The organism is Pseudomonas sp. PAGU 2196, from assembly GCF_022179005.1.
GTDB lineage: Bacteria > Pseudomonadota > Gammaproteobacteria > Pseudomonadales > Pseudomonadaceae > Aquipseudomonas > Aquipseudomonas kermanshahensis.
On the sequence record NZ_BNTL01000009.1, the window covers coordinates 42,077 to 64,846 of the forward strand.

The 22,770-nt window shown below is 61.9% G+C and carries 19 protein-coding genes and 1 tRNA gene; 14 read left to right on the forward strand and 6 right to left on the reverse strand.

Translation table 11 applies throughout. From position 1 onward, the window contains the following. The first annotated feature begins 118 nt into the window (after window positions 1–118). Genes MFF34_RS08385 through MFF34_RS08395 form a run of 3 tightly spaced genes read left to right on the forward strand, consistent with a single transcriptional unit; the run spans window position 119 to window position 4,134 of the window. Window positions 119–1,390, forward strand: a complete 1,272-nt coding sequence (locus tag MFF34_RS08385) for a YeaH/YhbH family protein (RefSeq protein WP_027594381.1) — start codon at window positions 119–121, stop codon at window positions 1,388–1,390. Then, window positions 1,387–2,955, forward strand: a complete 1,569-nt coding sequence (locus MFF34_RS08390; protein WP_027594380.1) for a SpoVR family protein — start codon at window positions 1,387–1,389, stop codon at window positions 2,953–2,955. The genes MFF34_RS08385 and MFF34_RS08390 overlap by 4 nt, the downstream gene beginning before the upstream one ends. 60 nt (window positions 2,956–3,015) lie before the next feature. Beyond that, complete coding sequence (locus tag MFF34_RS08395) at window positions 3,016–4,134, forward strand: multifunctional CCA addition/repair protein (protein WP_238212356.1); 1,119 nt, start codon at window positions 3,016–3,018, stop codon at window positions 4,132–4,134. A 64-nt stretch (window positions 4,135–4,198) separates the two neighbouring features. On the opposite strand, the gene folK is transcribed toward MFF34_RS08395, so the two are convergent. After that, window positions 4,199–4,708, reverse strand: a complete 510-nt coding sequence (gene folK / locus MFF34_RS08400; RefSeq protein ID WP_238212358.1) for a 2-amino-4-hydroxy-6-hydroxymethyldihydropteridine diphosphokinase — start codon at window positions 4,706–4,708, stop codon at window positions 4,199–4,201. Further along, window positions 4,699–5,055, reverse strand: coding sequence for a dihydroneopterin aldolase (folB, locus tag MFF34_RS08405; RefSeq protein ID WP_033703061.1), 357 nt, complete (start codon window positions 5,053–5,055; stop codon window positions 4,699–4,701). The genes folK and folB overlap by 10 nt, the downstream gene beginning before the upstream one ends. Window positions 5,056–5,129: 74 nt before the next feature. Between folB and plsY the strand changes: the two genes are divergently transcribed. Then, window positions 5,130–5,699, forward strand: coding sequence for a glycerol-3-phosphate 1-O-acyltransferase PlsY (plsY, locus tag MFF34_RS08410; RefSeq protein ID WP_027594376.1), 570 nt, complete (start codon window positions 5,130–5,132; stop codon window positions 5,697–5,699). A gap of 6 nt (window positions 5,700–5,705) precedes the next feature. Here plsY and tsaD read toward each other — a convergent pair whose 3' ends face one another. Further along, window positions 5,706–6,731, reverse strand: a complete 1,026-nt coding sequence (gene tsaD, locus MFF34_RS08415) for a tRNA (adenosine(37)-N6)-threonylcarbamoyltransferase complex transferase subunit TsaD (RefSeq protein ID WP_238212360.1) — start codon at window positions 6,729–6,731, stop codon at window positions 5,706–5,708. A gap of 204 nt (window positions 6,732–6,935) precedes the next feature. On the opposite strand from tsaD, the gene rpsU reads away from it, so the two are divergent. The 5 genes from rpsU to MFF34_RS08440 all read left to right on the forward strand — a co-directional run bounded on the left by rpsU (window position 6,936) and on the right by MFF34_RS08440 (window position 15,329). Beyond that, window positions 6,936–7,151, forward strand: a complete 216-nt coding sequence (gene rpsU / locus MFF34_RS08420; RefSeq protein WP_003255575.1) for a 30S ribosomal protein S21 — start codon at window positions 6,936–6,938, stop codon at window positions 7,149–7,151. A 312-nt stretch (window positions 7,152–7,463) separates the two neighbouring features. Continuing rightward, complete coding sequence (gene dnaG, locus MFF34_RS08425; RefSeq protein ID WP_085274069.1) at window positions 7,464–9,446, forward strand: DNA primase; 1,983 nt, start codon at window positions 7,464–7,466, stop codon at window positions 9,444–9,446. A 67-nt stretch (window positions 9,447–9,513) separates the two neighbouring features. Beyond that, window positions 9,514–11,361, forward strand: coding sequence for an RNA polymerase sigma factor RpoD (gene rpoD / locus MFF34_RS08430; RefSeq protein WP_238212362.1), 1,848 nt, complete (start codon window positions 9,514–9,516; stop codon window positions 11,359–11,361). 131 nt (window positions 11,362–11,492) lie between these two features. Next, window positions 11,493–15,236: a bifunctional diguanylate cyclase/phosphodiesterase gene (locus MFF34_RS08435; RefSeq protein ID WP_238212364.1), complete on the forward strand. Its 3,744-nt coding sequence runs from the start codon at window positions 11,493–11,495 to the stop codon at window positions 15,234–15,236. Between the two features lie 16 nt (window positions 15,237–15,252). Further along, window positions 15,253–15,329: transfer RNA gene (locus tag MFF34_RS08440), tRNA-Ile, on the forward strand. A gap of 71 nt (window positions 15,330–15,400) precedes the next feature. Here the strand turns inward: MFF34_RS08440 and MFF34_RS08445 are convergent. The 3 genes from MFF34_RS08445 to MFF34_RS08455 are packed head-to-tail and all read right to left on the reverse strand — an operon-like array spanning window position 15,401 to window position 16,818. Then, complete coding sequence (locus MFF34_RS08445) at window positions 15,401–15,943, reverse strand: DUF2442 domain-containing protein (protein ID WP_238212373.1); 543 nt, start codon at window positions 15,941–15,943, stop codon at window positions 15,401–15,403. Continuing rightward, window positions 15,940–16,224, reverse strand: coding sequence for a DUF4160 domain-containing protein (locus MFF34_RS08450; protein ID WP_308445344.1), 285 nt, complete (start codon window positions 16,222–16,224; stop codon window positions 15,940–15,942). Before MFF34_RS08450 ends, MFF34_RS08445 begins: the two co-directional genes overlap by 4 nt. A 39-nt stretch (window positions 16,225–16,263) precedes the next feature. Then, window positions 16,264–16,818, reverse strand: coding sequence for a serine acetyltransferase (locus MFF34_RS08455; RefSeq protein WP_238212377.1), 555 nt, complete (start codon window positions 16,816–16,818; stop codon window positions 16,264–16,266). Between the two features lie 114 nt (window positions 16,819–16,932). On the opposite strand from MFF34_RS08455, the gene MFF34_RS08460 reads away from it, so the two are divergent. The 5 genes from MFF34_RS08460 to pqqA all read left to right on the forward strand — a co-directional run bounded on the left by MFF34_RS08460 (window position 16,933) and on the right by pqqA (window position 22,720). After that, window positions 16,933–17,394 carry an Lrp/AsnC family transcriptional regulator gene (locus MFF34_RS08460; RefSeq protein WP_027594369.1) on the forward strand — a complete coding sequence of 154 codons (462 nt, stop codon included), beginning with the start codon at window positions 16,933–16,935 and terminating at the stop codon, window positions 17,392–17,394. Between the two features lie 257 nt (window positions 17,395–17,651). Then, window positions 17,652–19,334 (forward strand): NAD(P)/FAD-dependent oxidoreductase, encoded by a 1,683-nt coding sequence (locus MFF34_RS08465; protein ID WP_238212379.1) that lies wholly within the window; start codon window positions 17,652–17,654, stop codon window positions 19,332–19,334. 14 nt (window positions 19,335–19,348) lie between these two features. Then, on the forward strand, window positions 19,349–20,146 hold the full coding sequence (locus tag MFF34_RS08470; RefSeq protein WP_238212381.1) for a carbon-nitrogen hydrolase family protein: 798 nt from the start codon (window positions 19,349–19,351) through the stop codon (window positions 20,144–20,146). A gap of 53 nt (window positions 20,147–20,199) precedes the next feature. Next, window positions 20,200–22,479, forward strand: a complete 2,280-nt coding sequence (gene pqqF, locus MFF34_RS08475; protein WP_238212383.1) for a pyrroloquinoline quinone biosynthesis protein PqqF — start codon at window positions 20,200–20,202, stop codon at window positions 22,477–22,479. Window positions 22,480–22,648: 169 nt separating this feature from the next. Then, window positions 22,649–22,720: a pyrroloquinoline quinone precursor peptide PqqA gene (gene pqqA / locus MFF34_RS08480; protein ID WP_003243383.1), complete on the forward strand. Its 72-nt coding sequence runs from the start codon at window positions 22,649–22,651 to the stop codon at window positions 22,718–22,720. Window positions 22,721–22,770 lie beyond the last annotated feature (50 nt).

Sequence of the window (22,770 nt, forward strand, 5' to 3'; positions counted from 1 at the left end):
GCGGCAAGCTACACACCGCACGCCCAAGGCTGCAGTGCCAGCCTCGGGCGGCGGCAGCTGCTTTTACGTGCAGCTCGTAGCTTGAAGCGTGCAGCTGTTCCCAGCTACCGGAGGGACCATGAGCTACGTAATCGACCGACGCCTGAACGGCAAGAACAAAAGCACGGTCAACCGCCAGCGTTTTCTGCGGCGCTACCGTGACCACATCAAGAAGGCCGTCGAAGAGGCCGTGAGCCGCCGCTCCATCATGGACATGGAGCATGGCGAGCAAATCAGCATTCCGGGACGGGACATCGATGAACCGGTGTTGCACCACGGTCGTGGCGGCAAGCAGACCATCGTGCACCCTGGCAACAAGGAATTCACTGCCGGCGAACACATCCCCAGGCCTCAGGGGGGCGGTGGTGGCGGTGGCCGCGGCAAAGCCGGCAACTCCGGCGAGGGCATGGACGAATTCGTCTTCCAGATCACCCAGGAAGAGTTTCTCGAGTTCATGTTCGAAGACCTCGAACTGCCCAACCTGGTCAAACGTCACCTGACCGGTGCCGACACCTTCAAGACCGTACGCGCCGGTATCGCCAACGAAGGCAACCCGTCGCGCATCAACATCGTGCGCACCTTGCGTTCGGCCCATGCCCGGCGTATCGCCCTTACCGGCAGCAGCCGCGCCCTGCTGCGTGAAGCGCAGAAAGAACTCGACCGCCTGAAGGTCGAGGAACCTGACAATTTCACGGATATCCAGGAAGTCGAGCAGGAGATCGAACGCCTCAAGGCGCGCATCAACCGCCTGCCCTTCCTCGATACCTTCGACTTGAAGTACAACCTGCTGGTCAAGCAGCCCAACCCCAGTTCGAAAGCGGTGATGTTCTGCCTGATGGACGTTTCCGGCTCCATGACCCAGGCCACCAAAGACATCGCCAAGCGCTTTTTCATCCTGTTGTACCTGTTTCTCAAGCGCAATTACGACCGTATCGAAGTGGTCTTCATCCGCCACCACACCAGTGCGCGGGAAGTGGACGAAGAGGAGTTCTTCTACTCGCGGGAAACTGGCGGCACCATCGTCTCCAGCGCACTCAAGCTGATGCAGGAAATCATGGCCGAGCGCTACCCGGCCAGCGATTGGAACATTTACGCCGCGCAAGCCTCTGACGGTGACAACTGGAACGACGACTCGCCGATCTGCCGCGAGATCCTCTCCAAGCAGATCATGCCGCACGTGCAGTACTACACTTACGTTGAGATCACCCCCCGTGAGCATCAGGCGCTGTGGTACGAGTACGAGCGAATCGGCGAGGGCTTCCCCGACACGTTCGCCCAGCAGCAGTTGGTATCGGCCGGCGACATCTACCCGGTCTTCCGTGAACTCTTCCAGCGCAGGTTAGCCACATGACCGCCAGAGCTCAGAAACGCCAACCCATTTCCACCGGGTCCGAGTGGACGTTCGACCTGATCCAGACTTACGACCGGGAAATCAGCCGTCTGGCCGAGCGTTACGCCCTGGACACCTACCCCAATCAGATCGAAGTGATCACCGCCGAGCAGATGATGGATGCCTACGCCTCGGTCGGCATGCCGCTGGGCTACCACCACTGGTCCTATGGCAAACAGTTCCTCAGCACCGAAAAATCCTACAGTCGGGGCCAGATGGGCTTGGCCTACGAGATCGTGATCAACTCCGATCCGTGCATCGCCTACCTGATGGAAGAAAACACCATGTGCATGCAGGCGCTGGTGATTGCTCACGCCTGCTACGGCCATAACAGCTTCTTCAAAGGCAATTACCTGTTCCGCACCTGGACCGATGCCAGTTCGATCATCGACTACCTGGTGTTCGCCAAGCAGTACATCGCCCAATGTGAAGAGCGCCACGGCATCGATGCGGTCGAAGACCTCATCGACTCCTGCCACGCCCTGATGAACTACGGCGTCGACCGTTACAAGCGCCCCTACCCGATTTCCGCCGAAGAGGAACGGCGCCGGCAAAAAGAGCGTGAAGAGCACCTGCAGCGGCAGATCAACGACCTGTGGCGCACCATTCCCAAGGGCGCAGAAAAAGGCGGCGACCGCGATGATGCGCGTTTCCCCGCCGAACCTCAGGAAAACATCCTCTATTTCATCGAAAAACACGCCCCGCTGCTCGAGCCCTGGCAACGTGAAGTGGTGCGCATCGTGCGCAAGATCGCCCAGTATTTCTACCCGCAGCGCCAGACACAGGTCATGAACGAAGGGTGGGCTACCTTCTGGCACTACACCCTGATGAACGACCTGTACGACGAAGGCCTGGTCACCGACGGCTTCATCATGGAGTTCTTGCAATCGCACACCAGCGTGGTGTTCCAGCCAGGCTTTGACAGCCCGTACTACAACGGCATCAACCCCTATGCGCTGGGCTTCGCGATGTACACCGACATCCGCCGGATCTGCGAAAACCCTACCGAGGAGGATCGCCACTGGTTCCCCGACATTGCCGGCAGTGACTGGCTATCGACCATCAAGTTCGCGATGAGCAGCTTCAAGGACGAGAGCTTCATCCTGCAGTACCTGTCGCCCAAGGTGATCCGCGACCTCAAGCTGTTCAGCATTCTGGACGACGACCAGCGCGATGACCTGCTGGTGCCCGCCATCCATGATGAGACCGGTTATCGGGTCATCCGCGAGCAGCTGGCGGCGCAATACAACCTGGGCAACCGCGAACCGAACGTGCAGATTTGGAGCATCGACCGGCGCGGTGACCGCTCACTGACCCTGCGCCACCAACAGCACAACCGCAAACCCCTGGGCGACTCGACCGAGGAAGTGCTCAAGCACCTGCATCGCCTGTGGGGCTTCGACATCCACCTGGAGACTGTTCAGGGCGACCAGGTCATGAAGACCCACCACATGCCCCCCCGCGGCGAGCACAGCGAAAGCGCCGACTATGGCCGCATGGACCTGGCCGTCATCCACCACCTCTAGCACTGCTGCCCCTGCATGACTGCCAACAGGTTATCCTGTGGGCAGTTATGGAGGCTGTACATGCACATCTACAAAGTCGGCGGCGCCGTGCGCGACCGCTTGCTCGGGCGCCCCGTCAGCGATATCGACTGGCTGGTGGTTGGCGCGACCGTCGAACAGATGCAAGCCCTGGGCTATCGCCCGGTGGGCGCTGATTTTCCGGTTTTCATCCACCCCAAAAGCGGTGAGGAATATGCGCTGGCGCGCACCGAGCGCAAGAGCGGGCGGGGGTATGGCGGGTTTACCTTCCATGCAAGCCCCGACGTCACCCTCGAAGAAGACCTGATCCGCCGCGACCTGACCATCAATGCGATGGCGGAGGATGATGCGGGCACGCTGTACGACCCCTACCACGGCAAAGAAGATCTCGACAGGCGCCTGTTACGCCACGTTTCCCCGGCATTCGCCGAAGACCCGCTGCGGGTGCTGCGGGTTGCCCGCTTTGCCGCACGCTACGCCCCCCTCGGCTTCAAGGTCGCTGACGAGACGCTGGCGCTGATGCGCCAGATCAGCGCCTCCGGCGAGCTGCAAGCGCTCACCGCTGAGCGCAGCTGGAAAGAGATCGAGCGCGCGCTGATGGAGCCGCAACCCCAGGTGTTCTTCGAGGTCTTGCATGCGTGCGACGCCTTGCAGGAGTTGCTGCCTGAGCTCATCGACAGCCCCCACGCCCTGGCAGGCCTGGAGCAGGCTGCGCTGCACGGTCAACCGCTGCACGTGCGCTGGGCCTGCCTGCTGCGCGAGCTACAGCCGGCCGTGATCAAGTCGGTCAGCCAGCGCTTCAAGGCACCGCGCGAGTGCCAGGAGCTGGCCATGTTGGTGGGTGAGTGCCTGACACACTGCAACCAGGCCTTTGAGCTGGATCCTGAGGCATTGCTGGGGCTGCTGCAGAAGTTCGATGTGTACCGCCGGCCACAGCGTTTTGACGACTTCCTCAGCGCCTGCCAGATGGATGCACGTGCGCGTCAGGGCGAGCGGGCTTATCCACAGGCTGATTACCTAAGGGGGGCAGCGGCGGCGGCGAGGGCTGTGGATGTGAAGCCGCTGGTGCAGGCTGGGCTGACCGGGCAGGCGCTTGGGGAGGCACTCAAAGGTGAGCGATTGAAGGCGCTTGTTGCCTACAAAGGTGGTGCAGAAGGCTGATTTCTCGATTGCCTGAGCGGGTTTACCCGCGAAGAGGCCCGCTCAGGCAACAAAAGAGTTCGGATCAGGCAGGCGTCAGTTGCAACCCGCGCCACTCAAAGGCCACCGGCGCCAACACCTGATCGATCCGCGCCTCCTGCCACACCTGCGCCATCGGCTTGCCCACCCCAGGGTGCACCAGCTCTGGCGCCAGCAGCGACAATGGCCACAGCACAAACGCGTTTTTCAAAATCTCGGCCCGCGGCAGCACCAACCCATCGAACGTGCCGTGCAGATCGTCATACATCAGCACGTCGATATCCAGCGGCAGCCCTTTACGCTCTGGCGCGTAACGGCCGTTGTCGGCTTCGATGAACTTGAGGCGGCGGTCCAGCTCCATCAACGGCAAATCGGTCTTACCGGTCACCACGAAGTTGATGAACGGCCCACTCTTGATCCCGACCGCCTGGCTTTCGAACGCTGGCGAACAGCGCATGTCGGTAAGAATGCCCGCCAAGGCATCGAGCCCGGCACACAAGTGCGCATGCCGGTCGATGTTACTGCCCAAGCCCAGGTAAACCGTGTTCAGAGACATCCGCGCTCAATCTCCACGCCAACACCGCCACGGGCAGCCGGAACCGCGCCTGGCTTGGTCAGCTTCAACCGCACCCACGGAATCTGGAATTCTTCCATCAGCACCGCGACCAGGCGCTCGGCGAAGGTTTCTACCAACTCGAAGCGTGCCTGCTCGGAAAATGCCTGGATACGCGCCGAAACACTGGCGTAGTCCAGCGCCAGGCTAAGATCGTCGCCGGCCGCTGCCGGGCGGTTGTCCCAGGCAAAACTCAGGTCCAGGCGCAAGCACTGGCGAATATCCCGCTCCCAGTCATAGGCACCGATGACGGTATCGACTTCCAGGCCTTCGATGAACACTCTGTCCAAGCACTTCTCTCCACAGCACGACAAGGGCGACTGGCGCCGTTAGAATCAGGGCGTCCTCGCCCGGAATAGTTAGCATGTTTTGGTTATTGGCGCTGCTCGCCTACCTGCTCGGCTCGCTGTCCTTCGCCATTGTCCTGAGCCGCCTTTTCGGCAGCCCGGACCCCCGTGCCAGCGGTTCAGGCAATGCCGGGGCCACCAACATGCTTCGCCTGGCAGGCCGCAAGCTGGCGATCCTGACCCTGCTTGGCGACCTGTGCAAGGGCTTGTTGCCCGTATTGCTTGCCCGCGCTGCCGGCCTCGACCTGCAGGAGCAGGCCTGGGTTGGCGTGTGCGCGGTGCTGGGCCACCTGTTCCCGCTGTACTTTCGCTTCCAGGGCGGCAAGGGCGTGGCAACGGCGGCCGGCATGCTAATGGGCCTGTACTTCCCGGCGGCATTACTGGCCATCGCTGCCTGGTTGCTGACCTTCTACCTCACACGTACCAGCTCGCTGGCGGCGCTTATCGCCACGCCGCTGACCTTGCCCCTGCTCGCCTGGCGTGAGCCCGAGGCACTGCTGCCGATCAGCGTGCTCACGCTGATGATCGTCTGGGGCCACCGCAACAACCTACGCGACCTGTTCGCCGGGCGTGAACGCCACTTCTGACAACTTTCAGACCGGCGGCAACTGCTCCATCGGCCAGCGCGCCTGCACGCTGATCGCCAGGTCCTGCTGCTGCCCGGCCAACAGGCGCTGGCAGCCGGCATAGGCGATCATCGCGCCGTTGTCGGTGCAGAACTGCGGGCGGGCGTAGTACACGTTGCCCTTCATGCCAGCCAGCATTTCCTCGAGGGAGGCACGCAAGGCCTTGTTGGCGCTGACACCACCGGCAATCACCAGCCGCTTCAGGCCCGTCTGCTTCAGGGCCCGCTTGCACTTGATGGTCAAAGTCTCCACCACCGCCTGCTGGAATGCCAGCGACACGTCGCAACGGGTTTGCTCACCGTCGTCGCCAGCATCACGGCACTGCTGCCAGGTATTCAGGGCGAAGGTCTTGAGGCCGCTGAAGCTGAATTCCAGCCCCGGGCGATCGGTCATCGGCCGTGGGAAAACAAACCGCCCTGGCACGCCCTGCTCGGCCAGCCGAGCGATTTCCGGGCCGCCGGGGTAGTTCAGGCCGATCAGCTTGGCGGTCTTGTCGAACGCCTCACCGGCTGCGTCGTCCAGGCTTTCGCCCAACAGCTCGTACCGGCCGATGCCATCGACCCTGACCAACTGGGTATGGCCACCCGACACCAACAAAGCGACGAACGGAAACTCGGGCGGGTTTTCTTCCAGCATGGGCGCCAGAAGATGGCCTTCCATGTGGTGCACGCCAATGGCCGGGATGTCCCAGGCAAACGCCAGGGCCTGGGCGCAGGACGCGCCGACCAGCAGTGCGCCGACCAGCCCAGGACCCGCGGTGTAGGCGATGGCATCGATCTCGGTGGCGACGCAGCCAGCCTCGTCCAATACCTGGCGAATCAACGGCAGCATGCGCTTGACGTGATCGCGTGAGGCAAGCTCCGGTACCACACCGCCGAACACGCGGTGCAGGTCGATCTGGCTGAACAGCGCGTCGGCCAACAAACCGCGTTCGCTGTCATATAATGCGACGCCAGTTTCGTCGCAGGATGTTTCCAATCCCAGTACTAGCATGGGCTCGTCCCTTGTGGGGGCTGAATTCGAAGCCGCGCATGATAGTCGCCGTGTCGGGTGCCGACCAGCGGTTTTCGATCAGAGGCTTTGCATTCCGGCCAGCTAAGGGTTAACATCCGCAACCCTTGAAAACCGACGTTCTCCAGCACACCTTTGTTTTGCCAGGAGCACGTCTACCCCGGTAATGAATTAAGGTAGCCCTGGATGCCAGCCGTCAAAGTTAAAGAGAACGAACCCTTCGACGTAGCTCTGCGTCGTTTCAAGCGCTCCTGCGAAAAAGCCGGTGTACTGGCTGAAGTTCGTAGCCGCGAGTTTTACGAGAAGCCGACCGCCGAGCGTAAGCGTAAAGCAGCTGCTGCTGTTAAGCGCCACGCCAAGAAAGTTCAGCGCGAACAGCGCCGCGCCGTTCGTCTGTACTAATACAGGCGTTCTACGCAAAGCTTCTGCCCTGCCCGGCTCACCGCCGGGCCGATGGCAGCGGTTGCTTCACAACTGCTTCAAACTTGGGCAGCTAGCTCAAGGCCTTTTATGCACTCGCGTCATGCGAACTGCATGGGGGCAACCTGCCTGAAACGTCAGAGCTGGTCATTGACCAGATCGTGCACGTCCTGTCTGACGAGCCTTCATTGGCTGGCGACGAGCACATACTTCCCTCGCACTTCCCCTTGCAGCATTCGCCCCAACCGGCGCGTGAGCGATTAGACTTGCCAGTTGCCAGATGACGAGACTGCCATGGCCGGGCTGATTCCCCAGAGTTTCATTGACGACCTGATCAACCGCCTCGACATTGTCGACGTGGTGAGTTCGCGCGTCCAGCTGAAAAAAACCGGCAAAAACTACTCGGCCTGCTGCCCGTTCCACAAGGAAAAGACCCCGTCCTTCACGGTCAGCCCCGACAAGCAGTTCTATTACTGCTTCGGTTGCGGCGCCGGTGGCAACGCCCTCGGCTTCGTCATGGACCACGACAACCTGGACTTCCCCCAGGCGGTCGAGGAACTGGCCCGCGCCGCTGGCATGGAAGTGCCCCGCGAAGAAGGCCGTCGCGCACAAAAGCCGCGCCAGCCAACCGATTCACCGCTGTATCCGCTACTGGATGCCGCCACCGAATTCTACCGCCAGGCCCTGCGCAACCACCCCACCCGCAAAGCGGCGGTGGACTACCTCAAAGGCCGCGGCCTGTCTGGGGAGATTGCCCGGGACTTCGGCCTGGGCTTCGCGCCACCCGGCTGGGACAACCTGCTCAAGCACCTGGGTGCCGACACCCTGCAGCAAAAGGTCATGATCGATGCCGGCCTGCTGATCGAGAACGCCGAAACCGGCAAGCGCTATGACCGCTTCCGCGACCGCGTGATGTTCCCGATCCGCGACAGCCGTGGCCGCGTGATCGCCTTCGGCGGCCGCGTACTGGGTGACGACAAGCCCAAGTACCTCAACTCCCCGGAAACCCCGGTTTTTCATAAAGGCCAGGAACTCTACGGGCTTTACGAGGCGCGCAAGCACAACCGCAACCTCGACGAAATCATCGTCGTCGAAGGCTACATGGACGTCATCGCACTGGCCCAGCAGGGCCTGCGCAACGCCGTCGCCACCCTCGGGACCGCCACCAGCGAAGAGCACCTCAAGCGCCTGTTCCGCGTGGTGCCCAGCGTGCTGTTCTGTTTCGACGGCGACCAGGCCGGGCGCAAGGCGGCCTGGCGCGCGCTGGAGTCCGCCCTGTCGGCCCTGCAGGATGGCCGCCGCGCACGCTTTCTGTTCCTGCCCGAAGGCGAAGACCCGGACAGCCTGGTGCGCGCCGAAGGCACTGACGCCTTCATGGCACGCATCAACCAGCACGCCCAACCCTTGGCGGATTACTTTTTCGAGCAACTGAGTGCCGAAGCTGACCCGCGCTCGCTGGAAGGCAAGGCGCATTTGGCGACCCTGGCTGCACCGTTGATCGAAAAAATCCCTGGCGCCAACTTGCGTCAGTTGATGCGTAACCGCCTGAAGGAAATCACCGGCCTCGACCCTCAGCAAGTCGAGCAACTGGCCCAGCAACCGGCAGCCAGTAGTAGCGTCCCGGACTACGATCCGGGCTATGACTACGATGCCATGGCCAGTTACACGCCAGACTACGGCGACATGCCGCAGCACGACTACGCGCCGGCGCAGCAAGAGCAACAATGGAAGCCGAACAAGGCGGGCGGCAAGAAGCCGTGGAGCGACAAGCCCTGGGACAAAAACCGCAAAGGCGGCAAGCCCTGGCAGCAACGCGACGAGGCCCCACCGCGCACCCCGGCCCCCGTGGAGCCCCCGACCCTGGCGGCCTTGCGCACTTTGCTGCACCACCCATTACTGGCCGGCAAGGTGGAAGATGCCAGCCACTTCGCCGACGAAGAGCACCTGTACAGCCAGCTGCTGGTGGCATTGATCGAAGCCGCTCAAAAGAATCCTGGGCTAAGCTCAATGCAGTTGATCGCACGTTGGCACGGCACCGAACAGGGCCGTTTGCTGCGGGCGCTGGCCGAGAAGGAATGGCTGATCGTGGCCGACAACCTTGAACAACAGTTTTTCGACACTATAACTAGCTTGTCCGCCCGCCAACGCGAGCGCAGCCTGGAACATCTGCTCAGGAAAGCACGTCAAAGCGAGTTGAGCAGTGAGGAAAAATCGCAGCTTCTCGCCCTGCTTAGCAGGAATGTTCCCGCACAAACGCCGACCTCATCTGGCGCGTGAGGCCCATGCTCGGGTATAATCCTCGGCTTGTTTTTTGCCCGCCAAGACCTTCAGTGGATAGGGTGTTATGTCCGGAAAAGCGCAACAGCAGTCTCGTATCAAAGAGTTGATCACCCGCGGTCGTGAGCAGGGCTACCTGACTTACGCGGAGGTCAACGACCACCTGCCTGAGGATATTTCAGATCCTGAACAGGTGGAAGACATCATCCGCATGATCAACGACATGGGGATCAACGTATTCGAGAGTGCTCCGGATGCGGATGCCCTTCTGTTGGCGGAAGCCGACACCGACGAAGCCGCGGCCGAAGAAGCCGCTGCTGCGTTGGCGGCAGTTGAAACCGATATCGGCCGCACGACCGACCCAGTGCGCATGTACATGCGTGAAATGGGTACTGTCGAGCTGCTGACCCGCGAAGGCGAGATCGAAATCGCCAAGCGTATCGAGGAAGGCATCCGTGAAGTCATGGGCGCCATCGCTCACTTCCCGGGTACTGTCGACTACATTCTCAGCGAATACGACCGCGTCACCACCGAAGGTGGCCGTTTGTCCGATGTGCTCAGCGGTTATATCGACCCTGATGACAACATCGCTGCCCCGACCGAAGAAGTGCCTGTTCCAGGTGCCAAGGTTGCGGCTGCCAAGGAAGAAACGGACGACGAAGAAGAAAGCGAAGAGAGCGACGATGAGGAAGAGGCCGAAAGCGGCCCGGACCCAGTCGTTGCCGCTCAGCGTTTCGGTGCGGTTTCCGATCAGCTTGCCATCACCCTCAAGGTGCTGAAAAAGCATGGCCGTAGCCATGCCGAGAGCATCGGCGCCATGCAGGCGCTGGCCGATCTGTTCATGCCGATCAAGCTGGTACCCAAGCAGTTCGAGGTACTGGTCGAGCGCGTGCGTGATGCACTGAGCCGCCTGCGTCAGCAAGAACGCGCCATCATGCAACTGTGCGTCCGTGACGCTCGCATGCCGCGTGCCGACTTCCTGCGCATGTTCCCAAGCAACGAAACCGACCAGACCTGGAGCGGTGACCTGGCCAAGCGTAACACCAAGTGGGCTGCTGCCCTGGGTGAAAAAGACGCTGCCATCGTCGCCTGCCAACAGAAGCTGATCGACCTTGAGACCGAGACTGGCCTGACCGTCGCGGAGATCAAGGAAATCAACCGTCGCATGTCGATCGGTGAAGCCAAGGCCCGCCGCGCCAAGAAAGAAATGGTCGAGGCGAACCTGCGTCTGGTGATCTCCATCGCCAAGAAGTACACCAACCGTGGCCTGCAGTTCCTCGACCTGATCCAGGAAGGCAACATCGGTTTGATGAAAGCGGTGGACAAGTTCGAATACCGTCGCGGCTACAAGTTCTCGACCTATGCCACCTGGTGGATTCGTCAGGCGATCACCCGTTCGATCGCCGACCAGGCCCGCACCATCCGTATTCCGGTGCACATGATCGAGACGATCAACAAGCTCAACCGTATTTCCCGCCAGATGCTGCAGGAAATGGGCCGTGAACCGACCCCGGAAGAGCTGGGCGAGCGCATGGAAATGCCTGAGGACAAGATCCGCAAGGTACTGAAGATCGCCAAAGAGCCGATCTCCATGGAAACCCCGATTGGTGACGACGAAGATTCGCACCTGGGCGACTTCATCGAGGACTCGACCATGCAGTCCCCGATCGACGTAGCCACGGTCGAAAGCCTCAAGGAAGCCACCCGTGACGTGCTCTCGGGCCTGACCGCCCGCGAAGCCAAAGTGCTGCGTATGCGCTTCGGCATCGACATGAACACCGACCACACCCTCGAAGAGGTAGGTAAGCAGTTTGACGTGACCCGTGAACGGATCCGTCAGATCGAAGCGAAGGCGTTGCGCAAATTGCGTCACCCGACGCGCAGCGAGCATCTGCGTTCCTTCCTCGACGAGTGATGACAAACCCCGGCCCAGGCCGGGGTTTTTCTTTTGTGGCCAAAGCGGCGACACAATGCCTGATTTCTGCCCCACATCCCCCTGAATGCCCGTCTACACTCGACGTCAGACACTCTGATAGCGAGGCCGCTATGCCCCTAATGCCGGCCATTCTGTTGCTGCTCCTTATCCTGTGGACCACAACGGCCGGCGCCCTGACCCTGACAGATGAGGAAAAAGCCTGGCTGGCTGCCCACCCGCAGTTAAGCCTGGGCGTAGACGCCTCTTGGCCACCGTTCGAGTTTCGCGACCAGGAGGGCCGGTACCAGGGATTGGCCGCCGACTACATCGACACGATCCAGGAACGCCTGGGCGTGACGCTAAAACCGGTCGAGCCCAAGAGCTGGACCGAGGTATTGGCGCAGGCGCGCAATAACCAGCTCGACCTGCTACCCGGCATCATGTCGACTCCCGAGCGCCAGGGTTACCTGGCCTTTACGCGCCCCTACCTCGACTTCCCGATTGTCATCTTGGCCCACAAAGGCGGCGCCCAACCTCGCTCATTGAAAGACCTGTACGGCCTGAAGATAGCCGTGGTCGAAAACTACGCCCCGCACGAACTGCTGCGCACCCACCACCCCGACCTCAACCTGGTGGCCATGCCCAATGTCAGCTCGACCCTGCAGGCACTGGCCACAGACGAAGTCGACGCTGTGGTCGGCGACCTCGCTTCGAGTATCTGGAGCCTTCGCCAGCTCAAGCTCGACGGCCTCTATGTCAGCGGCGAAACGCCCTACCGCTACCAACTGGCCATGGCCGCACCACGGGACAACAAAGTCCTGGTGGGCATTCTCGACAAAGTCATGGCCGACATGAGCAGCGCCGAGGTCAACCGTATTCAACAACGCTGGGTCGGTAACGTGGTGGACCAGCGCCTGTTCTGGTCCGACATGTTGGTGTATGGCCTGCCTGCGGTGCTGTTGCTGGTGGCGATTCTTGCCGTGGTGATCCGCATCAACCGCAGGCTTAGCTCGGAAATTTCCCGGCGCATCGCCCTCGAACAAGAGCTGCGCAGCAGCGAATATCACTACCGCGGCCTGGTCGAGAGCCTGTCGGCCATCGCCTGGGAAGCCGACGCCAACGATTTCACCTACAACTATGTCTCGCCCCATGCCGAAGACCTGCTCGGCTACCCGTTGCATGACTGGCTCAAGCCCGGCTTCTGGCGCAGCATCCTGCACCCGGAGGACGCGCTCTGGGCCCAGGCTTATTGCGACAGTGAAACCGCAGCCGGCCGCGATCACAGCCTCGACTACCGGGTCATCCGCGCCGATGGCCAGCCCCTTTGGATCCGCAACATCGTCAGCATGATCGAGCATGGCCACCGGCCGGTGATGCGCGGGCTGATGATCGACATCAGCGAGACCAAACGCACCGAAGACGCCCTGCGCCTGTCGGAGCAGAAGTTCGCCTCGGTGTTCCAGCAGTGCCCGGACATCCTGCTGATCGCCCGCCATAGCGACGGCTGCCTGCTGGAGGTCAACGAAGCCTTCGAAGAGCAGATCGGCCTCACCCCAGGTCAAGTGATCGGCCGCACCGCCACCGAGCTGAACCTGTGGGCCGTCGCCGGCACCGGGCCGCGGCTGCTCGAACGCCTGCACCAAGGCGGCATCCGCAACCTGGAAATGAGCTTCCGCCGCAGCAATGGCCAGTTGTTCACAGGCCTGACCTCGGCAGAAACATTCGAGCTCGATGGCACGCCGGCGCTGGTCGTGGCCGTGCGCGACATCAGCCAGCTCAAAGAAACCCAGGAGCAACTGCAAACCTCGGAAGAGAAGTTCGCCAAGGCATTCCACGCATCGCCCGACGGCCTGCTGCTGTCGCGCCAGAGCGACGGGCTGCTGATTGAGGTCAACGAAGGCTTCTGCCGCCTCACCGGCTACGACCTGAACCCGACCATCGACCAGACCTCCCTTGACCTGGGCATCTGGGTGGACCTCAACGAGCGCAAGCGGCTGGTCGACCAGCTCAAGCGTGATGGCTTCGTACGTGACTTCAGCTGCCACATCCGCCGCAGCGATGGGCAGATCCGCCTGTGCGAACTGTCCGCCCGGCCCCTGCCGATTGGCGGTGTCGACTGCATGCTGACCATTGCCCGCGACATCACCGAGCGCCACCTGATGCAGGAAAAACTGCAGCTGGCCGCCACCGTGTTCGAAAACACCGCCGAGGGCGTTCTGATCACCGACATCGACCAGCGCATCAGCGCGGTCAACCGCGCGTTCAGCGAAATTACCGGCTACGGCGAGATCGAGGCGCTCGGCCAAACCCCGCGCCTGCTCGCCTCCGGCCAGCACGACAGCGCCTTCTATGCTGCCATGTGGCATCAGCTGACCGACGAGGGGCACTGGCAGGGCGAGATCTACAACAAACGCAAGAATGGCGAGCTGTACCCCAGTTGGCTGACCATCAGCGCGGTGCGCAACAGCGAGTACGAGATTACCCACTTCGTCGCCGTGTTCGCCGACATTTCCAGCCTCAAGCACGCCCAGGCCAAGCTGGATTACCAGGCTCACCACGACCCGCTCACCGGCCTGCCCAACCGTGCCCTGTTCGAGAACCGCCTGCAGGCCGTGCTCACCTGCGCCCAAGTCTCGAACCGCCAGGGCGCGGTGTTGTTCCTCGACCTCGACCGCTTCAAGCACATCAACGACAGCCTCGGCCACCCGGTCGGCGACTTGTTGCTCAAAGGCATCGCCCAGCGCCTGAAAGAACAGGTGCGCGACGTCGACACCGTGGCGCGCCTGGGCGGTGACGAGTTCATCATTCTGTTGCCCGGCCTGCACAGGCCCAGCGACGCCAACAGCATCGCCGGCAAGCTGCTGGCTTGCTTCAGCGCGCCCTTCCAGGCCGGCGAGCACGAGTTTTTCACCAGCGCCAGCATCGGCATCAGCCTTTATCCACAGGACGGCAGCGACGTCTCCACGCTGATCCGCAATGCCGACGCCGCCATGTACCGCTCCAAAGCCAAAGGCCGCAACCGCGTAGAAGCCTACACCCGCGACCTCACCGCCCAGGCCAGCGAGCGCATCGCCCTCGAACATGAGCTGCGCCGCGCCGTCGAACGCAACGAAATGAGCCTGTGCTTCCAGCCCAAGCTCAGCCTAAAGACCCAGAGCCTGGTCGGCGCCGAAGCGCTTATCCGCTGGAGCCACCCGACCTTTGGCGAAGTGCCGCCAGAGCACTTCATTCACCTGGCGGAAGAGAACGGCACCATTCTGCAGCTCGGTGACTGGGTGCTTGAAAAGGCGTGCCAGCAGATGCACATCTGGAAGATGCACTACGAAGACTTTGGCCCACTGTCGATCAACCTGGCCGGCGCCCAACTGCGCCATCCCCACCTGGCACGGCGCATCGAACAGTTGCTAAAGACCTACCAGCTCAAGGCCGGCGACCTGCAGTTGGAGATCACCGAAAACTTCATCATGAGCCAGGCAGAAGAAGCCCTGGCCGTGCTGCACCAGTTGAAAAAACTGGGCGTGCAACTGGCCATTGACGACTTCGGCACGGGTTATTCGTCCCTCAGCTACCTCAAACGCCTGCCGTTGGACATCCTCAAGATCGACAAGTCGTTCATCCGCGGCCTACCTGACGACCCCCACGACGCCGCCATCGCCAGGGCGATCATCGCCCTGGGCCGCAGCATGCAGTTCACGATCATTGCCGAAGGTGTTGAGAACCAGGCCCAGCAGCGCTTCCTGGCAGCCGAGGGCTGTGAACAGATCCAAGGCTACATCGTCAGCCTGCCCTTACCCCCGGAGGAGTTCGCCGCGACGTTTCTTCGTATAGCACTATCCGATCTTTCGGATGGCACCCTTTCAAAACCCTCGTTATAATCCGGCCACTTACTGAGGGCCTATAGCTCAGTTGGTTAGAGCAGAGGACTCATAATCCTTTGGTCCACGGTTCGAGTCCGTGTGGGCCCACCAAATACGACAAAGCCGCGCAATCGCGCGGCTTTTTTGTGGCTGTTGCCCCGTCCTGATTAAGGACATGCCGCTTAGGCCCGTTTCTTGGATGCCTGGCCTGCATTCGCAAACCCGTTGGCGCCGTTGTTGAGTGACACCTTCCGGCGCCTAGAAGCCTCTAGAGCTTCCTCTTGCCTAGTACAAAGCGCATCCCAGCCCTTCATCGCTAAAGCGACCGTCCTCGGTACAGGTTTTTCGCCACTGCGATAGTAAGCCAGCATACGCCTGCTAAGGCCCAATTCCTGCGCGGCACGGTCCAACGTAAGCCCGTTTTTGGCCATCCAATTCCAAACCAGCTCATGCGAACACTCACCGCTTTGCTCCACTGCTCTGGCGCGGAGGTTGTCGGCAGCAAGCTCCAATTCGTCGTCATCGGCCCAGATGACGGTATCGCTCCACTCGCCAATTGCAGCGGTCGCAAAAACCTCGGGGTCAGATAGCCGTCGCAACGTTGGGTGTTTCGCGATGATAGCGTCCAGCCTCACTGGGTATTGCTTTCCATCGGCGAAGGTCAGCAGTAACTCGTTGGGGGCAGTGACAGCGAGCTCTGTCAGCCGGAAGTGTTTGTTTGTCATGGGTTCAGCTCCTCCCACATTGCAAGCAGTCGGGCTTTATTCTGCGAAGCCCATTCAAGTGCCTCGATCATCTCTCGCAGGGCTACCCGTGAACCACCGATACCTGTCAATGGAGTCAACTCCTTGATCGCAATCAATGCCTCGCGGCCATCACTTAATCGCAGGTGGAAATGCGGGGGCAAATGGTCATTCGCATAGAGGCAAATTGAGCAATTGGATAGCCGATGGATCGTGGGCATAAGTCGAGTATATAGTGCAATGGTTGCACCAGACAGTACCATTCGATCAACCCAGCGCCCACCCTCAAAAATGTAACCCTTTTACCTCGCCCGAGGCTGCATCTCAACCTGCCGCGTATTGTAGAACGTGGTCTCCGCCGGAATGTCCCGCATCACCAGCGACATGGCACCAATTACCACGTTATCGCCAATGCTGATCCGGTCCGCCACGATGCAGCTGTTGGCACCCACGCTGACGTTATCGCCAATGCGCAACGCATACGCCTCCAGCCCAAGGGTCTTGATGCCGATCGAGCAATTCTGGCGGATGAAAAAGTTACGCCCGATGCTCACGTGGCGGGTAATCACCACGCCGGGCAGGTGGGCGATGCGCAGCCCGGGGGCGATCTGGGCGCCGATGTCGATGTCCACGGCGTACTTAAGATTGAGCCGTTGCTGCATACGCGTGGCGTGACGCTGGGCCAGGCCGCCTCGTGCGTCGAGGTACTGGGCCAGGCGGAAGGCAAAGAGAAAGCGCAGCTTGTTGTCCTTGCGGGCGCGGCGCAGCACGTTGAACAGCAGGCTGATGCGGCGGCTGGGCTTTTTCTTGTTGGAGACTTCCAGTCGCCAGCATTCGAGCAGGTTTGCGAAGTTCACGGCGTGGGTCCAGTACGGTCGGCCTGCCATGATGCCGAAAGAAAGCCAGTGACGCAGCCTTGCCCTGCTTGCCATTGGCTGGCTAGGCTAGCGGGCCCACTGTAGAGACTTGCCATGTCGGATGCCCGCCCCATTACGCTGGATGAAATCGACCGCCAGCTGATCGCCCTGCTGCAAATCAACGCCCGCGAAAGCGTTGCCACCCTCGCCCGGCTGCTGGGTATCGCGCGCACCACGGTCAACTCACGCTTGGAGCGGCTGGAAAAGAACAAGGTGATCTCAGGCTACGGTGTGCGCCTGGGCCAACACGTGATGGGCGGTGGCTTGCAGGCGTATGTCGGGATCAAGGTGCAGCCCCGTTCCGGCAAGGAGGTGGTGCGGCGTCTGAGTGCCATGGGGCAGGTGCAGCAACTGTGCGCGGTGAGTGGCGAGTTCGATTATGTGGCTTGGCTGCGGACCGATTCGCCGGAGCAACTGGACCAGTTGCTTGACCAGATCGGCAGTGTCGATGGGGTGGAGAAAACCACCACGTCGATCATTTTGAGCAGCAAGGTGGACCGGGGGCAGTTGCTGTGACGTGAGGGGCACGAGGTGCCAGGCTTGCGATTGGCGGCGCTCGATCTCATAGGCGCTGCAAATCTCCAGACAAACTCTTAACCGTCACCATCGATCTCGTCAAAAACAATCAATTAATGCTCATTTAGACGAAAAAACATACATTCAGACAACACTCTGCATCTTAATTACGAACCCCCCACGCCCTAAAATGACCCCCAGGCATCTCCTATACTCAGGCTCCGCTCTCTGCGCAGCCCCTCTGGCAAGGTCACTTCATGAACAACAAGAACCGCCACCCCGCCGACGGCAAAAAACCCATCACCATCTTCGGCCCGGACTTCCCCTTCGCCTTCGATGACTGGCTGGAACACCCGGCCGGCCTGGGCAGCATCCCGGCCGAGCGCCAGGGCGAGGAAGTGGCGATTGTCGGGGCCGGGATCGCTGGCCTGGTAGCGGCTTACGAGTTGATGAAGCTGGGCCTCAAGCCTGTCGTCTATGAAGCGTCGAAACTGGGTGGCCGGCTGCGCTCGCAAGCCTTCAACGGCACCGACGGGATCATCGCCGAGTTGGGTGGCATGCGCTTTCCGGTCTCCTCGACGGCCTTCTACCACTATGTGGACAAGTTGGGCCTGGAGACCAAGCCATTCCCCAACCCGCTGACCCCCGCCTCGGGCAGCACAGTAATCGACCTGGAAGGCCAGACCTACTACGCCGAAAAGGCCGCCGATTTGCCCGACCTGTTCCACGAGGTGGCCGACGCCTGGGCCGACGCCCTGGAAAGCGGCGCGCAGTTTGCCGATATCCAGCAGGCGATCCGGGACCGTGATGTACCGCGCCTGAAAGCGCTGTGGAACACGCTGGTGCCCCTGTGGGACGACCGCACGTTCTACGACTTCGTCGCCACCTCGCGCTCGTTCGCCAAGCTGAGCTTCCAGCACCGGGAGGTGTTCGGCCAGGTCGGCTTCGGTACCGGAGGCTGGGATTCGGACTTCCCCAACTCGATGCTGGAAATCTTCCGCGTGGTGATGACCAATTGCGACGACCACCAACACTTGGTCGTGGGCGGCGTCGAGCAGGTGCCGCAAGGCATCTGGCGCCATGTGCCGGAGCGCTGCGCCCATTGGCCGCAAGGCACCAGCCTCAGCTCGCTGCACGGCGGTGCGCCGCGCACCGGGGTCAAGCGCATTGCCCGCGCCGCCGATGGCCAGTTGGCGGTGACCGACAACTGGGGCGACACCCGCCATTACGCCGCCGTGCTTGCAACGTGCCAGACCTGGCTGCTGACCACGCAGATCGACTGCGAAGAGTCGCTGTTCTCGCAGAAGATGTGGATGGCCCTGGACCGTACCCGCTACATGCAATCGTCGAAAACCTTCGTGATGGTCGACCGCCCGTTCTGGAAGGACAAAGACCCGCAAACCGGCCGCGACCTGATGAGCATGACGCTCACCGACCGCCTCACCCGCGGTACCTACCTGTTCGACAACGGTGACGACAAGCCGGGGGTGATCTGCCTGTCCTACGCGTGGATGAGCGATGCCCTGAAGATGCTCCCGCACCCGGTGGAAAAACGCGTGCAACTGGCCCTCGACGCACTGAAGAAAATCTACCCGAAGACCGATATCGCCGGGCACATCATCGGCGACCCGATCACCATATCGTGGGAGGCCGACCCGCATTTTCTCGGTGCTTTCAAGGGCGCGCTCCCGGGCCACTACCGCTACAACCAGCGCATGTACGCGCACTTCATGCAGCAGGACATGCCCGCCGAACAGCGCGGCATATTCATCGCCGGCGACGACGTGTCGTGGACGCCGGCGTGGGTGGAAGGCGCGGTGCAGACGTCGCTCAATGCCGTGTGGGGTATCATGAACCACTTCGGTGGCCAGACCCACCCGGACAACCCAGGCCCAGGCGATGTGTTCGATGAAATCGGCCCGATCGCCCTGGCCGATTGAGACAAGGAGGCGCCATGCGCATCGCTCTGTTCCAAGGCGCGCCCAACCCACTGGACGTGCCCGGCAATCTGCAACGGCTGCAGCACCAGGCGCAACGGGCGGCTGAAAGCGGCGCCCAGCTGCTGGTGTGCCCGGAGATGTTCCTCACCGGCTACAACATCGGCCTGGCCCAGGTCGAGCGCCTGGCCGAGGCCAGTGATGGCCCCGCGGCCATGGACGTGGTGGAGATCGCCCAGGCGCATCGCATCGCCATCACCTATGGCTACCCGGAGCGCGGCGATGATGGCGCGTTCTACAACAGCGTGCAGTTGATTGATGCCCACGGTCGCAGCCTGTGCAACTACCGTAAGACGCACCTGTTCGGTGAGCTGGACCGCTCGATGTTCAGCGCAGGCCCCGACCATTTCCCGGTTGTGGAACTGGAAGGCTGGAAGGTCGGCATGCTGATCTGCTACGACATCGAGTTCCCGGAGAACGCCCGGCGCCTGGCGCTGGACGGCGCCGAACTTATCCTGGTACCGACGGCGAACATGGCGCCTTACGATTTCATCTGCCAGGTGACAGTGCGAGCGCGGGCGCAGGAGAACCAGTGTTACCTGGTGTATGCCAACTATTGTGGGGCCGAGGGCGACATCCAGTATTGCGGCCAGAGCAGCATCATCGGCCCGGATGGCAGCCTGCTGGCCATGGCCGGGCGGGACGAGTGCCAGTTGCTGGCCGAGCTTGCGCGTGAGCAGGTGGTAGAAGGGCGCAAGGCGTTTCCTTACCTGACCGACTTGCGCCAGGAACTGCATGTGCGCGAGGGTTTGTAGGAGCGGCAAGGGTTACGACAGTGCGTTAGCATTAACGCCTACCTGGAGCCCCCATGCCTGACGCCACGCAGCACCTCACCCTCGCCAACGGCCTGCAGCTGACCCTGCGCCATGCCCCGCGCCTCAAGCGTGCGGCGGCCGCGTTGCGGGTGCAGGCAGGCAGCCACGATGCCCCGGCAAAATGGCCGGGTATGGCGCACTTTCTCGAACACCTGTTCTTCCTGGGCACAGCGCGCTTCCCATTGGAAGACGGCCTGATGCGGTATGTGCAGGCCCTCGGTGGCCAGGTCAACGCCAGCACCCGTGAGCGCACCACCGACTTTTTCTTCGAGGTCCCCCCCGCGGCTTTGGCCGGCGGGCTGGAGCGCCTGTGCCAGATGCTGGCCGAACCCGACCTTGGCATCGAGCACCAGCGCCGGGAGCGTGAGGTCATTCATGCCGAGTTCATCGCCTGGTCGCGTAACCCGCAGGCTCAGCAGCAATTCGCCCTGCTGCAGTCGGTTTCGCCCCAGCATCCGCTGAGCAGTTTTCAGGCGGGCAATCGTTACACCCTCGCCCTGCAAGATCCTGCGTTTCAACGCGCCCTTGGCCTGTTTCACCAACGCTTCTACCAAGGTGGGCAGATCACACTGAGCCTGTGCGGCCCACAACCGCTTGAAGCACTGGAACGCCTGGGCCGGAAATTTGGCAGCCTGTTCCCGGCCGGTAGCCGTGCCGCGCAGGCATCGCCGCCGCCGCTGCGCAGGGCCGGGCAGCCACTGACGTTCGCCCACGAAAGCCTGCCAGAAGGTGCCGAGCGCGCACTGGGGTTGCTGATCGACCTGCTCGACGACAGCCGACCAGGGGGATGGCTGAGTGCGCTTCGCCAGCGCGGTTGGCTGCAAGGCTTCAAAGCCGAAACGCTGTATGCGTTCGCCGGGCAGTTGCTCTGGCACATCGACCTGCAGCTCAGGGCTGATGCCTGCAAGGATGAGGCGATCGCATTGCTGCACAGCTGGTTCGGTTTTATCCGTCAGGCTGATCCGCAGCGGCTGAACGCCGCGTTCAGTCAATTACAGCGCAGCCGTGAGTGGGCCGCCAGCCCGCTGGAGCTGGCACGACGGGACAGCTCAGGCCAGCCCTTCGCCGCACTCGACGAACAAGGCCTGAGTGCGCTGAAGGCACTGCTTGCAAGCCTTCCCAGCGGCGAGCTTGGCCAATGGCAGATACCCGCCGCAGACGCTCTGCTCACCGCCTCACCGCCCCCCGCGACCGCGCCGTTACCCAACGCACTGGCCATCAGCGACATGCTCCCGGCATCACGCCAATACGCCGCCCTTTATCTACGCTGGCACCTGCCCTCAAGCCTGCGCCATGGCGTGTTCACGATCCTTTGCCAGGCGCTGCGCCCCTTGCAGGAGCGCGCCGAACGCGCCGGGCTGCACCTACAGTTCAGCGAAGCTGGCGAATATTGGCAGCTACAGTGCGCCGGCCAACCGTCGGCAGTGATGAACGCCGTCACCGAAGCCCTCGCGCTGCTGAACGCGCCCTCACCTGCCGATTGGCAGACCCCGCCGCCGCCCGCGCCCGCCCTGATCCCGATCAGAGCCCTGCTCAAGCGACTGCCTGATGCCATGCATGCCCACAAGGCCGAACCGCTACCCGCGGGCTCGCTCGAACCGAGGCAGCTTGCGCAGGCGTGGGAACAGGCCCGCTGGCATGGTCTGGCACTGGGCTTTGATGACCCGGGCCCTCTCGGCACCGTGCTGACCCATTGCCCCGGGCAAGGCGCCACTGCCCCTGCGCCGCCCCAGTGGCAGGCCCGTCGATGGGTAGACGCTGCACTGGCCGGCAGCGAAAACGCGGTGTTGCTGTTCTGCCCAGTGCCCGCTGACCAGCAAGCCATCGGCCGCCTGATCGCGCAGCTGTTGCAGGGGCCGGTGTATCAACGCCTACGGGTAGAGCTGCAACTGGGCTACGCGGTGTTCAGCGCCTTCCGTCAGATTGAAGGCTGCGCTGGCCTGCTGTTTGGCGTGCAATCGCCCCATGCCACCCCTGCTCAAATTCTCGCTCACCTGCAGCCGGTCCTAAGCAAAGGCGTGGTGCTCGACAGCGCAGCACAGCAGGCGCTGGCCGAGCAGTTCGCCGAGCCTGCGATGGCCAATGCCGAGGTGGCCGAATGGGCGTGGCAGACACACCTGGCGACACGACCCGACAGGCTGAATGACCTACAGTGGTCTATCCTCATGGCTCGGCAAGCGGACCTTGATGCGCTACTTGGCAGTCTTCTGGCCCCTCATGCCCCTTGGCTCTGCTTGGCCAACAGCGCAGCGCCAGACCCATCCTGGCAATAGCAAAAACGAGGATTGTTACGTTAACTGCAAGGGCGCTTTTCGAAGAATTAACCTTTCGGTACAAATTTTTCTTGTAAGATAGCGCAATCTCAGTCAAGGGAACCTCCGGCGTACGGCGGTACCCAATAAGTAGCTGACCAACCCAACCCCGTTCGGAAGGAGTCATCCCATGTGGACCAAACCTGCATACACTGATCTGCGTATCGGCTTCGAAGTCACCATGTACTTCGCCAACCGCTAAGCCCTGCTTACGGTTCGACGCCTCGGCCCGCCGGGGCGTTTGTGTTTTTT